The following is a 13,227-nucleotide window of genomic DNA, read 5'->3' as shown; positions in this document are numbered from 1 at the left end:
CCCCCTTTATTTATCTGATGGATAAGAAGTAATAATCTTAAATCCTAGATCTCCTGATTTATCTCTCGCTAAAACAGTGACAGTCTTTACTAGTTTGTCTTTTACATTCATATTTTTCTTTATTACTGTTTTTCCAACTGGGAATGAATGAGTTGTATTCAATACAAGGCGAGCCTCTTTAGAGTTTTTCAACCAATCCTGAATTTCTTTATCATGTTGTTTTAAACTATCTTTCACAGCCTTTGTCGCTGTTTCCTTATCATAGTATGTACTTGCCGCTGAAACTTTATCTGTCTTCAAACGATTCTTCAAATCCTCTTCTGATTTTCCTACATGCCTTTCAATCGTATGACCATTTTTAGGTGGCCCTTCCATTTCATCTAAAATATTATCACTAATTTTTTCTACTGATGTAGAATGATCCTCTTTTGGTTTTTCTGTTTTTTGTTCTTTTCCTGCACATCCACTTAAAATCAGCATTAGTGCTAATAAACTACTTAGGAAAAGACTACTTAGTCGTTTCATCGTATCACCTCTTCCATGATTATTATCGTAACTCCACTAAAAGTCAATTTCACAAAGAAAAGTATATACAATTTTAAAATCACTCATTCATTTCACTATATTTTCCACCCCCCTTTCATCAAATCACTGTTTTTCGTCCTCCTTAAAATATACCCCCATGTTTTTCTTATTATTTCCCAGATAAAAATACCAATCACAACACTCCATAAACCCTTTAAATATAGGGTTTATGGAGTGTTTTTTAAATATAATAAATATACCCCTACTTTTGTATACCCAATACCTATATAAGGTATACAAACCCCTTTCTATCAACTATTTTCTACATTATGTAAATTTGCACTTGCCTATACAATGGAAATATGGTGTAATGCAAAAAAAGATAAAGGATTTTATAAAATGGCTGAAACAATTCAAAACTTCTTAACAGACTATTATTCAATCGCAATTCCACTTAGTATCTTAATAAACATCATCATCAGTCTTTTAGGTTTTATCCCTAGTATTTTTTTGACCGCCATTAATATACAGCTCTTCGGTGTAACAAATGGCACAATCATTTCGATCTCAGGTGAGGCATTAGGGGCTATTATCTCGTTTTATATTTATCGCATAGGCCTTCAAAAGTTCACTCACGATAAAGTAAATAAGTATCCAAAGGTAGAACGTCTTCTTTACGTAGAAGGCAGAGAGGCATTTCTACTCGTCCTATCTTTTCGTTTTATTCCTTTCATTCCGTCCAGTATCGTTACTTTATTTGCAGCTCTCGGCAAAATGTCATTACTCTCTTTCAGTATTGCCAGTACAATAGGGAAAGTACCAGCCTTATTGATTGAAGTATATTCTGCATATCATGTCATTAACGGAACAAATGAAGCGAAATGGATTATTACAATCGCAGGTTGTGTTGGATTATTTTATTTGTGGAAAAAATGGAGAAAAAAATAAAGAAGGAGCATAGGCTCCTTCTTTATTTTTTGAAGTATATTCTATTAATATATATCTTACGAATAGAAATATCTTAGTTTACACCAACAGCACTAAATGATTGCTTAACTGCTGCTACTTCTGCAGAGCTAGCACCATATAAATCAGCTGCTGCTTGCACTAAGCCAGCACGCGCTTGGCTAAATGTAGTAGATTGCGTGAAATACTGTGTATTTGCACGGTAGTAAATTGCACCTAATTTATCTTTGCCGATACCATTTACAGTTACACCAGAATGCGTACCGCCATTTGCTAATAAATAAGCTTGTTTGTTAATAATTCCACTGTTTGTATGAACTCCACCGTTATCACTTGAACCAGTGTAACGCTTAGAATAATGGTCTGGGTCACCATACTTTGCAGGATCACTCATAGAACGAAGTGCATCTCCCGCTTTACCAGGTGTATAAATATCTTCACCAATCTCCCAATCTGGGTTACGGTTATCATAATACTCTACTAACGTACCAAAAATATCAGAAACTGCTTCATTTAACGCTCCTGATTCATTTTGATAAATTAAATCTGAACTGTTTTCCGTAACAGCATGTGTTAATTCATGGCCAATTACATCAATGCCACCAGATAACGAAGTAAATGTTACACCATCACCATCTCCGTAGACCATTTGTGAGCCGTTCCAGAATGCATTATTATACTTACTTCCGTAATGAACTGTTGATTTTAATGGCGCTCCCGCATCATTAATAGAGTTTCTGTTAAATGTAGCTTTATAGTAATCATATGTTTTACCTGCATAGTAATGAGCATCTACTGCCGCTGCATCATACGCTGCATTGAAAACATTATCTGCATCTGCCCATAATGTTCCTGGTAATGTTGAGCGGTTTTTCGCATCATATGTGAAAATTGTTGCTCCGCGCGTATTATCTTGCAAGTAGTAAGATGATCCAGATAACGTTGTATTAAGCGATTTCGTATCTCCTAATACACCTTTACCAGTTCCCACTTTATTCGTTCCTGTTACAGGCTTTACAACCGCTTTCGCTTCCTGTTTAGGAGCATCTTGCTTAACTGGTGACTTATCATCATTCGTTACATGATCAAGTTTATTATATTTATTTAACACTTTACCGCTTTCTGCTTCAATGAAATAGTAATAGTTTCCTGGATTTGGCTCTAAGAAGTTTAAATTCACAACATATGCATATGTTGTTTCTTCACCGTTTTGATATACATATAAGTCCGCTTTTGGATCCACCTCATATTTAGGTGTTACCCCTAAATCTTGCTGCGCGATTTCAATTGCTTTTGCGCCTTCAATCTTATTTTTGTTTTTCAACTTTTCCTTCTTGTCTAAATCAGGCGCAACTGTTCCAGACAGTACTTTTAAAGAACCATCTTTACTTACGTGAGCTACTTGAGTAGACCCCCATACAGGTACTCCCTCGTAAACTTGTTGCATACGTACTACTGTTGAATCAGTGACATAGTCTTTTTTCACTTGTTTCACTTTGAAAGAATCTTGCGCACTCTTTTCTCCTAACTTATAATCACCTTTTGCCGCGTTTAAGTAATCAAACACAACTGATTCCGCTTTCTTGCCAGTCGCTCCAGTTAGATCACCAGAAATAAACTCAGGTGACTGTACTGTCTCATTGTACTTCTTCGTAGAGAGCACATTTTTAGAATCCGCAAACGCAGAGCCTGTCCCTCCAAACGTTGTAACTGCCATTCCTGTTGCTAACACTAATGCTAAACTCTTCCTTTTCATATAACCTTCCCCCTAATAAAAAATTTTTGAAAAAGAGTAATTTCATATTAGCATTATGTTTCCACTATTAATATACTAAAAATTCAAATAACTTTTTTCTCAAGTTTTGTAGAATTTTAGGGAACAAATAATGAGAAACCCCTTTCCGTTTGGAAAGGGGTTTTTATTAAGAGTTTATCACTTCAACTACTTTCTCTCCTTGACCATAGATATCCGATGTCCAAGCATATTGCGGTTCCAATACCACTAATACAGCTACCAAAGCCAAAGCACTAATAATTATTTTCTTCATATTATTTTCCTCCCTTTTCTTCTAATAAATTAATTGCTAATTTATAATAGTTATTACTTTCTCGAAACTCTAATAATTCTTCATGATACCCTGCTAGTTCTAAATAAACCATTTTTAATTCCTTTTTATTCTCTTCACCTCTAAAAAATGGGATTGCCTCAACTTCTAAAAATTTTTTATAAACATCTTTAGTTTCAAAGTATTTATACTTAAGCATTAAAAGTATATATAGCATACTTTTATACTTTTCATCCCTCTTCGCGACATCTATCCCTTTACCGATCCAATCTTTCGCTTCTTCAAATTCTTTTAATTCAATACATTGTAAAGCAATCTCATATACTGCATCAATATAATTTAAATCCTCTTCCTTCTTATACTGTAAGCATTGCAAATAATAATCTTTAGCTTTTGCATAATCTTTTAAGTTATAGTACAAGAATCCTAAGTTATTTAAAGCAATAGCTGTTATGCTTTCTTTATCAGCGAAAGAATTTGCTTCTCTCAAAATATTGTTATAAATAGATAGCGCTTCATTATATTGTTTTTTTTGTATATAACTCAGCGCAATAAGTAATTGGCAATTTATCACATAACGGAACTTATATTCATTCTTAAATCCTTCCATCGCTACATTAGCAAAATGTAAAGTCATATGTTCAACTTCTAATTCATTATAAACAAGAGCTAAATTAAAATATATTCCATTTTCGTGATAACCTTGTTCCTTTGCCATTACTTCTGTTCGAGCCAAGTACTCCAAAGCCCTCTTATATTTATGTTGTAAAAAATAATATAACCCTTTGCTATACGTATATAATAATTTCTGGAATGGTGAATACTTTTTGTACATCTTCTTTAAGCTCTCTAACTCTTCTTCAACAGCAGGAAAATCCCTTTTCATAATTAAATAACGTGTATAAAGCAGTTTATAATAATTTATAATTTCAAAATCTACAACATGTTTTATTTCACCTTGTAACTCTTCATATATGCGTTCTACCTGTTGCTTGTCCAAATGAATTAGTGCATTCAACCACTCGTCCAACTTCACCTTCACATCTTCTTCTACATCTCTCAAATCTGTCACAGCAATTTCTAGTCTTGTGCAGAGCAATTGTAGAATTTCTTCTGATGCTTCAATCTTTCCATTTTCGATCTTACTTAAGTATGAGACAGAACAAATGCCCTGACATAATTCTTCTTGTGTCATTTTTTGCTGTAGCCGTTTATAAAAGACTTGCTTGCCTATTTTTTCTAATGTTTGTTGCATTGTCCTCCTCCATTCTCATTACCCCCATTACTCTAATAATACATAAAATCTAAAGAAATATAAATTGATAAATGTAAATTTTCTAAAAAATATGCATTATTTCATTTTTTTCTCTCTTGACTTCAATCCCCTATTACTTCTTTGCTACGAAAGGGGAAAAATTGGTATACTATAACCAAATTACGGAGGTGTTTTCGCAATGAATCATTATAAAGACGATAGTTACGCCTTACATACAGATTTATATCAAATCAACATGGCTTATACATATTGGAAAGATGGTATTCATACTCGCCGTTCTGTTTTTGATCTATACTTTCGAAAGCTTCCGTTTGAAAACGGCTATGCTGTTTTTGCTGGGCTTGAAAAAATTGTAGAGTACATAGAAAATTTCAGCTTTACCGAAAGTGATCTCGCTTATTTAGCCGAGCTGCAATTTGAAGAAGACTTCCTTCATTATTTACAAAATATGAAGTTCACTGGAATAATTCGTAGTATGCAAGAAGGCGAAGTTGTTTTTAATAATGAGCCTTTATTACGTGTCGATGCACCACTTGGCGAGGCACAAATAATTGAAACCGCCCTCTTAAATATTGTAAATTACCAAACATTAATTGCTACAAAAGCTGCACGTATGAAGCACGCTGCAAATAACGATGAGCTTTTAGAGTTCGGTACAAGACGTGCTCATGAGTTTGATGCTGCCCTTTGGGGAACACGAGCTGCTTTCATTGGCGGTTTCTCTTCTACAAGTAACGTTCGGGCAGGGAAACGCTTTGGCATCCCTGTAGCCGGCACACATGCCCACTCTTTCGTTCAAGCATATCGTGATGAATATGTTGCGTTTAAAAAATATGCTGAAACACATAAAAAATGCGTATTTCTCGTCGATACATACGACACTTTGAAATCTGGTGTTCCAAATGCGATTCGTGTCGCAAAAGAATTCGGGGATCGTATCAATTTTTATGGCATTCGCTTGGACAGTGGTGATATGGCATATTTATCAAAGGAAGCAAGAAAACAACTTGATGAAGCTGGATTTACAAACACAAAAATTATCGCTTCTAGCGACTTAGATGAATATACGATTATGCATTTGAAATCTCAAGGGGCAAAGATTGATGTATGGGGTGTTGGCACAAAGCTGATTACAGCCTTTGAGCAACCAGCATTAGGGGCTGTTTACAAACTAGTCGCTATTGAAGATACTGACGGAAAATTAAATGATACAATTAAAATTTCATCTAACCCTGAAAAAATTACCACTCCAGGACTTAAACGAATTTATCGTATTATTAACCGTGTTAACGATCATGCAGAAGGCGATTATATTGCGTTAGAGTCAGAAGAACCTGGAAAAGAAGAACGTTTAAAAATGTTCCATCCTGTTCACACATATATAAGTAAATTCGTAACAAACTTTGAAGCACGCGAACTGCATCAAGATATTTTCGTTAACGGTAAAAGAACGTATGAATTACCCAATATATTAGATATCCAAAAATATAACGAACGCAGCCTCTCACTATTTTGGGAAGAGTATATGCGAACTTTAAACCCTGAAGAGTACCCTGTCGATTTAAGCCAAGAATGTTGGGATCATAAAATGAATTATATTCAAACTGTTCGAGAAAAGGTTGCGAAAAATATACAAAAATAAACAGAGAAGTTTCTCCTTCTCTGTTTTTTTCAATATTACGTTACCAACAGTCATCCTCAATAACACAGTAAAATAATAAAAATAAGAGAGGGCGTAATCGCGCCCTCTCTTATTTTTATAAATCTTTCACTCTCAGTACACGCATTGCATTTAAAACTGCAAGTAGCGTCACACCAACATCTGAGAAGACTGCTTCCCACATTGTTGCAATACCAAAGGCGCCGAGTAATAACACTAACCCTTTTACCCCTAATGCAAATATAATATTTTGCCATACGATGCTACGTGTACGTTTTGCAATTTTTACTGCTGTCACAATTTTTGAAGGCTCATCAGTCATAATAACGATGTCAGCAGCTTCAATTGCTGCATCTGACCCTAAACCGCCCATCGCAATACCAACGTCTGCTCGTGCTAATACTGGTGTATCATTAATACCATCACCAACAAATGCAATCTTTTCTTTACCGCGTTTTGCTGCATCAATTTTTTCGATTTCTTCTACTTTTTGGTGTGGTAATAATTCGGCATGAACTTCATCTAAACCTAATTCTTTACCAACAGCTGCACCAACTGATTTTGCATCACCAGTTAACATGACTGTCTTCTTAATACCTAGTTCTTTTAACTTTTGAATTGCTTGTTTTGAATCCTCTTTTACCTCATCAGAGATAACGATGTAACCCGCATATTTACCATCTACAGCAACATGAACGAGTGTACCTACTGTTTCTGGCTGCTTAAATGTAATATTTTCTTTCTTCATTAACTTTGCATTACCTGCGAAAATTTCTTTTCCTTGTACTTTTACAACCGTACCATGACCAGAAATTTCACTATAGTCTTCAATAGCATTTTCATCGATTGATTTTCCATATGCTTTTCGAATAGATTGTGCAATTGGATGATTTGAATATACTTCTGCAAATGCTGCATATTCTAATAGTTCTTCAGCTGTAGTACCTTCACTAGGATCCATCTTCGTAACTTTAAAGACACCTTTTGTTAATGTTCCTGTTTTATCAAAAACGATATATTTCACATCATTCAATGCTTCTAAATAGTTACTTCCTTTTACTAAAATACCACTTTTAGATGCCCCACCAATACCGCCAAAGAATCCAAGAGGAATCGATACAACGAGCGCACATGGACAAGAGATTACTAAGAACACTAAAGCTCTGTAAATCCAATCGGAGAATGTAGCACCCTCTAAAATAAGTGGTGGAATAAATGCCATTATTGCCGCTGTTATAACTACAACAGGAGTATAATAACGTGCAAACTTCGTAATAAAGTTTTCTGTTGGCGCTTTTTTGCTACTTGCATTTTGTACTAAGTCTAAAATTTTCGATACAGTCGATTCACCGAACTCTTTTGTAACTTCAACAGTTAATACACCATTTTGGTTTACAAAACCACTTAATACGTCATTACCAACTTCCACTTCTCGCGGTACAGACTCACCTGTTAACGCTGAAGTATCCATCATTGATGTTCCCTCAATTACTTTCCCGTCTAACGGTACTTTTTCACCTGGTTTTACGATAATATACTCACCAATTTGCACATCTTCTGGTGATACTTGTTTCGTTTCGTTTCCAACTTTCACATTCGCATAGTCAGGACGAATATCCATTAATGACGTAATTGATTTTCGAGAACGATTTACTGCAATACTTTGGAACAGTTCCCCTACTTGATAAAATAGCATAACTGCTACCGCTTCTGGATATTGTTGAATCGCGAAAGCTCCTAAAGTTGCAATTGCCATTAAAAAGTTTTCATCGAACACTTGGCCGCGAGTTATGTTTCTTACCGCTCTCCAAACGATATCTCCACCTATTAATAAATACGCAAGGACGAATAATGGAATTGTTATCATTTGCGGTAATCCGGCTAATGCAGCAATTCCTGTCAAAATTCCACCGAATACTAATCGTCCTATCATCTTTTTCACATTTCCATCACCATGATTATGACCGTGGTCGTGTCCCTTTTCCTCTTCACGAACAACTTTTACATCTGGCTCTAACTTTTGAACAACATTTTTTATATTTTGCACAGTCGATTCAAGTTCTCTTTTATTCGTAACTTCTACTCGTAATTTCTTTGATACGAAATCAACAGTCGCTTCTGAAACTGTTGGCATTTCCTTTACCTTATTTTCAATCTTCATTGCACAATTTGCACAGTCTAAACCTTCTAATACAAACACTTCTTTTATTAATTTTGTTTTTTGCTCTTCTTGCACTTTAATATGCGGCTCTAATTTTGTAACAAGTTGCTTCGCTTCCGTAACAACTTGATTTTCTTTATTTTGCGGTGTTTCTAAAAGCATCGTTTTTGTTGCGAAGTTTACGGAACAAGACGTTACTCCTTCTATATTCCCAACACCTTTTTCAATTTTCATTGCACAATTTGCACAATCTAAACCTTCTAGCATAAGTTTCTTTTTCACTAATGCTTCTGCCATCGTTCTCCCTCCTCGCGTTTTTATTCTTCCTCGTTTACGTGTTCAAACGCTTGCTCGAAGATATGAATTACGTGTTGATCAGCTAATGAATAATAAACTACCTTTCCTTCTTTACGGTTCTTTACAAGCTTTGCTTGCTTTAATACACGAAGCTGATGTGAGATTGAAGATTGCGTCATTCCTAATAAATAAGCTAAATCACAAACACACATTTCAGCTTCAAATAATGCATGTAATATTCTCGTACGTGTACGGTCACCTAATACTTTAAATAATTCTGCTACTTTACTTAAACTTTCATCAGTCGGAATTGTTTGTTTTACTTGATCCACGATTTCCTCGTGAATTACCGTTTGAGAACATGCTTCCTGTTGCGTTTCTATTTTATTTCCAGCCATTATAGCTCACCTCTTTAATTGAACATATGAACAATCGTTCATATATCTTATACTTTTATTATATGAGCGTCTATTCATATGTGTCAATAAAATCCGTAAGATTTTTTTGACAATTTCGTTCACATTTCAAAATAAACCCATAAATATTCTCCGCATCTATCATGCTCTTCATACAAAAAGGATGCACGAAAGCTATCGCACATCCTTTTCTTATTTATTAACTTTCACTGCATCCACAATTAACGAAGCGAATCCTAATTTACCATCCTGATTTCTATAATCAAAACGTTTCGATCGATAAATAAAACCTCCTTGCTCATTCCAATCATTATACTGAAATTCTCCATTTTCATCGCAATACTCTAGCAATTTTACTTGAAAACCCGCTACTTCAAACATAGATACAATCGTTTTATAGTTATGTACAATTTTATGACTTGCAGCCGGATGATCTAATGGACCTGGCCCTCCTACTTGCACACCTTGCTGATATTCTTCATTTGGAAAAAATGCATCTGGTACCGCACAACGAATGTAACCATCATCTTGTAAAAATTCATAGCATATTTTAGCTGCTTCTATACCTTCTTCATACGATAAATGCTCCCATACGTGTTCAGCCAAAATTACTGATAAAGAATTAGGCTGAAATTTATTAAGCCACGTTTCTCTTTTTAATAAATTTAATTCTTCTTCATTCGTATGTAACCAACCTGGGTTATTATTATATCCCTCTGCTCCAACGACAACTTTCGTCTCCATCTTTCCACCCCTTCTTATATTCCGACATAAAAATTCGACAACATAACATTGGTCTCCTTTATTTCCCCAAAAGAAAAAGCCTTGCGCGCTCCCTAGACGCACAAGGCTTACTAACTTTATATCCCTTTAATTAGCTTTTTCTAAACTATCTTGCGAACTTCCATCGTCTTTTAAATGACTATGTTTTTTCGAATAAACAAAGTATACAACCACTCCGATTGCTAACCAAACACCGAAGTATATCCATGTTTTTAACGGTAGATTTACCATTAAGAATAGACAGCTTGCAACTGAAATAATCGGTAAGATTGGTACAAGTGGTACCATAAATCCACGTTGTAATTTCGGATGCGTTTTACGAAGAATGATGACAGTTACACCAACCATCGCAAATGTTAATAACGCTCCAATATTCGCTAAATTCGACAATTCTTTTAAATCGATAAATCCGGCAATTAAAGCACTACCAATTCCTGTTAACCAAACTGAAAATGTTGGTGCTTCTGTCTTCTTGTTAATTTTCGCGAAAGATTTTGGCAATAAACCGTCACGGCTCATCGCGAAGAATACACGTGTCGTAGCGTAGATGTATGCGAAAATTACAGCCATAATACCAATTACAGCTCCAATAGCAATTACACCAGCCACTTTATCTTGTCCTACAACTTCTAATACATATGCCATCGCTTCAGGTACATCTAATTCCTTATAAGAAACCATACCTGTCATAACGAGACAAACTACAACATAAATGATTGTACAAATGACTAATGAAGCAATAATACCAATCGGCAAATCACGTTGTGGATTTTTCACTTCTTCAGCAGAAGTTGCTAATGCATCAAATCCTAAGAAAGCGAAGAATACTGCTGCTCCTCCGGCGAAGACTCCACTTAAGCCGTACGGTGCAAATGGTATCCAGTTTTCTGGTTTCACGTAGAATACACCAACTGCAATGAATAAAACAACAATACCAATTTTAATTAATACCATTATGTTATTCACACGCTTACTTTCTTTTGTACCTCGTGATAATAACCAAGTTATCACCAACGTAACGATAACTGCTGGTAAGTTCACCATACCACCTTGCGATGGAATCGTTAACAATGCTTTTGGAATTTCAATTCCTAATCCACTCACTAAGTTATTGAAATAACCCGTCCATCCACCAGCTACTGCGGCAGTCGTTACGACATATACGGATAGCAATGTCCACCCCATTAAATGGGCAACAAACTCACCAATTGTTGCATATGAATATGTGTACACACTACCTGAAACAGGAAGTGCAGATGCAACCTCTGCATAACATAAAGCTGCAAATCCACAAACAATTGCTGCAATCATGAATGAAAAAATAACTGCTGGACCAGCATCTCTTGCTGCTACTAATCCCGTTAATACTAGAACTCCTGTACCAATTATCGCACCAATCCCTAGCATTGTTAGGTCAAATGCCCCTAGCGTTTTCGTCAAAGTTTTACTTTTACTTTCCCCTAACAATTGCGTAACGGATTTCTTTTTGAATAGGTTGGCCACGATGAATGCCCCCTTTTACCAAGAAGAGCTAAGAGGTATTATCTCTTAGCTCTTATCATGTTGTTTTATATATTGTTCGATTTTGTTTTGTATAATGCTTCTATTAGCAAGATACTGTTTCTGCTTCTAATAATTCTTTAGCACCTTTGTACTCTACACCGTGAGCTTCTGCAACTGCTTCGAATGTTACGTAGCCTTCTAATGTGTTAATACCTTTTAATAATGCAGAGTTGCCTAGGCAAGCTTCTTTGTAGCCTTTGTTAGCAATTTGTACTGCATATGGTACTGTTACGTTTGTTAATGCAAGAGTTGATGTACGTGGAACTGCACCTGGCATATTTGCAACTGCATAGTGAACAACGCCGTGTTTTTCATAAGTTGGGTTATCATGAGTTGTAATACGGTCAGTTGTTTCGAAAATACCACCTTGGTCAATCGCGATATCTACAACAACAGAACCTTGTTCCATTGATTTAATCATTTCTTCTGTTACAAGTTTTGGCGCTTTTGCACCTGGGATTAATACTGCACCGATTACAAGATCAGATTCTTTTACAGCTTCTGCAATATTGTAAGGATTAGACATTAAAGTTTTTACTTGGTTTCCGAAAATGTCATCTAATTGACGAAGACGTTCTGCACTTAAGTCGATGATTGTTACATCCGCACCTAGTCCAACTGCAATTTTAGCAGCATTTGTACCAGCTTGTCCACCACCGATAATTGTTACTTTACCGCGTTTAACTCCTGGAACACCTGCAAGTAAGATACCTTTACCGCCTTTGTTTTTCTCAAGGAATTGCGCACCGATTTGTGCAGCCATACGACCAGCTACTTCACTCATAGGTGCAAGTAATGGTAATGAACGGTTTTCTAATTGTACTGTTTCATATGCGATAGCAACAACTTTCTTTTCAATTAACGCTTTTGTTAATTCTGGTTCTGGAGCTAAGTGTAAGTATGTGAATAAGATTAAACCTTCACTGAAGTGTTTGTATTCGCTTTCAACTGGTTCCTTAACTTTCATAACCATTTCCATGTTCCAAGCTTCTTCAGCTGTATCAACAATTTTTGCTCCCGCTTCAACATACTGAGCATCTGTGAAACCAGATCCTACACCTGCATCCTTTTGAATGAATACTTCGTGATTGTTACGAACTAAATGTACAACACCTGCTGGTGTCATTGCCACACGGTTTTCGTTGTTTTTAATTTCTGCTGGTACCCCAATACGCATAATGAAATGCCCCCTTATAATTAACAGAAAAAAGGAATTCTTTTTTCTTTTTTAAATAATTAATAACTTATGTCCTTATTCTAGCATAACTTAAAAGTTATGAAAACGCTAACATACTATTTTTTTAAAGTTTATATATTTAGAATAGTGTAAATATATAAAACATTGATTCTATTGAGTTCTGCGTACCACTTCATCATCTATCACTCTATTTCTATTATATCCATTCAAAATGCATAGTTATTATTTATTATTTGACAATAACGTAACAATGTAAAAAAACTAAGTAATTACGTATACATATACACTTATTACTTTGTACAATACTTTAGAAATA

Annotated in this window: 11 protein-coding genes; 2 read left to right on the top strand and 9 right to left on the bottom strand. The window is 35.3% G+C overall.

What is annotated here, in order from left to right:
* Positions 1-6: 6 nt before the first annotated feature.
* A complete protein-coding gene (locus tag JTF23_RS10835; RefSeq protein WP_002204496.1) occupies positions 7-525 on the bottom strand; it encodes an RNase A-like domain-containing lipoprotein in 519 nt (172 codons plus the stop codon).
* Between the two features lie 399 nt (positions 526-924).
* Here JTF23_RS10835 and JTF23_RS10830 point away from each other — a divergent pair, with 399 nt between their 5' ends.
* Positions 925-1,473, top strand: a complete 549-nt coding sequence (locus tag JTF23_RS10830; RefSeq protein ID WP_002159331.1) for a TVP38/TMEM64 family protein — start codon at positions 925-927, stop codon at positions 1,471-1,473.
* 73 nt (positions 1,474-1,546) lie between these two features.
* Here JTF23_RS10830 and JTF23_RS10825 read toward each other — a convergent pair whose 3' ends face one another.
* From JTF23_RS10825 to JTF23_RS10815, 3 genes are all read right to left on the bottom strand, one after another.
* Positions 1,547-3,247 carry a M4 family metallopeptidase gene (locus tag JTF23_RS10825; protein ID WP_204208727.1) on the bottom strand — a complete coding sequence of 567 codons (1,701 nt, stop codon included), beginning with the start codon at positions 3,245-3,247 and terminating at the stop codon, positions 1,547-1,549.
* A gap of 166 nt (positions 3,248-3,413) precedes the next feature.
* Entirely contained in the window at positions 3,414-3,539 is a 126-nt protein-coding gene (locus tag JTF23_RS10820) for an NprX family peptide pheromone (protein WP_204208726.1), read from the bottom strand.
* A gap of 1 nt (position 3,540) precedes the next feature.
* Positions 3,541-4,812, bottom strand: a complete 1,272-nt coding sequence (locus JTF23_RS10815) for a tetratricopeptide repeat protein (RefSeq protein ID WP_002113979.1) — start codon at positions 4,810-4,812, stop codon at positions 3,541-3,543.
* Positions 4,813-5,011: 199 nt separating this feature from the next.
* Here JTF23_RS10815 and JTF23_RS10810 point away from each other — a divergent pair, with 199 nt between their 5' ends.
* Positions 5,012-6,475 carry a nicotinate phosphoribosyltransferase gene (locus JTF23_RS10810; protein ID WP_002159335.1) on the top strand — a complete coding sequence of 488 codons (1,464 nt, stop codon included), beginning with the start codon at positions 5,012-5,014 and terminating at the stop codon, positions 6,473-6,475.
* A 115-nt stretch (positions 6,476-6,590) separates the two neighbouring features.
* Here JTF23_RS10810 and JTF23_RS10805 read toward each other — a convergent pair whose 3' ends face one another.
* The 5 genes from JTF23_RS10805 to ald form a co-directional block, all read right to left on the bottom strand.
* On the bottom strand, positions 6,591-8,951 hold the full coding sequence (locus JTF23_RS10805; protein WP_204208725.1) for a heavy metal translocating P-type ATPase: 2,361 nt from the start codon (positions 8,949-8,951) through the stop codon (positions 6,591-6,593).
* Positions 8,952-8,971: 20 nt separating this feature from the next.
* A complete protein-coding gene (locus JTF23_RS10800) occupies positions 8,972-9,349 on the bottom strand; it encodes an ArsR/SmtB family transcription factor (protein ID WP_002113975.1) in 378 nt (125 codons plus the stop codon).
* A 210-nt stretch (positions 9,350-9,559) separates the two neighbouring features.
* Positions 9,560-10,111, bottom strand: coding sequence for a class I SAM-dependent methyltransferase (locus JTF23_RS10795; RefSeq protein WP_002159337.1), 552 nt, complete (start codon positions 10,109-10,111; stop codon positions 9,560-9,562).
* A gap of 126 nt (positions 10,112-10,237) precedes the next feature.
* Complete coding sequence (locus JTF23_RS10790) at positions 10,238-11,653, bottom strand: amino acid permease (protein ID WP_204208724.1); 1,416 nt, start codon at positions 11,651-11,653, stop codon at positions 10,238-10,240.
* A 103-nt stretch (positions 11,654-11,756) separates the two neighbouring features.
* Positions 11,757-12,890: an alanine dehydrogenase gene (ald, locus tag JTF23_RS10785; RefSeq protein WP_002140333.1), complete on the bottom strand. Its 1,134-nt coding sequence runs from the start codon at positions 12,888-12,890 to the stop codon at positions 11,757-11,759.
* Positions 12,891-13,227 lie beyond the last annotated feature (337 nt).

The sequence above is a fragment of the Bacillus sp. RIT 809 genome (assembly GCF_016892495.1).
Taxonomy (GTDB): domain Bacteria; phylum Bacillota; class Bacilli; order Bacillales; family Bacillaceae_G; genus Bacillus_A; species Bacillus_A cereus_U.
The sequence above is the reverse complement of the archived record's forward strand: the minus strand, read 5'-3'. Positions and strand labels throughout refer to the sequence as shown.

What these genes read in the sequence shown, in the direction of transcription:
- JTF23_RS10835 (WP_002204496.1), bottom strand. Translation starts at nt 525, where the DNA reads ATGAAACGACTAAGTAGTCTTTTCCTAAGTAGTTTATTAGCACTAATG.
- JTF23_RS10830 (WP_002159331.1), top strand. Translation starts at nt 925, where the DNA reads ATGGCTGAAACAATTCAAAACTTCTTAACAGACTATTATTCAATCGCA.
- JTF23_RS10825 (WP_204208727.1), bottom strand. Translation starts at nt 3,247, where the DNA reads ATGAAAAGGAAGAGTTTAGCATTAGTGTTAGCAACAGGAATGGCAGTT.
- JTF23_RS10820 (WP_204208726.1), bottom strand. Translation starts at nt 3,539, where the DNA reads ATGAAGAAAATAATTATTAGTGCTTTGGCTTTGGTAGCTGTATTAGTG.
- JTF23_RS10815 (WP_002113979.1), bottom strand. Translation starts at nt 4,812, where the DNA reads ATGCAACAAACATTAGAAAAAATAGGCAAGCAAGTCTTTTATAAACGG.
- JTF23_RS10810 (WP_002159335.1), top strand. Translation starts at nt 5,012, where the DNA reads ATGAATCATTATAAAGACGATAGTTACGCCTTACATACAGATTTATAT.
- JTF23_RS10805 (WP_204208725.1), bottom strand. Translation starts at nt 8,951, where the DNA reads ATGGCAGAAGCATTAGTGAAAAAGAAACTTATGCTAGAAGGTTTAGAT.
- JTF23_RS10800 (WP_002113975.1), bottom strand. Translation starts at nt 9,349, where the DNA reads ATGGCTGGAAATAAAATAGAAACGCAACAGGAAGCATGTTCTCAAACG.
- JTF23_RS10795 (WP_002159337.1), bottom strand. Translation starts at nt 10,111, where the DNA reads ATGGAGACGAAAGTTGTCGTTGGAGCAGAGGGATATAATAATAACCCA.
- ald (WP_002140333.1), bottom strand. Translation starts at nt 12,890, where the DNA reads ATGCGTATTGGGGTACCAGCAGAAATTAAAAACAACGAAAACCGTGTG.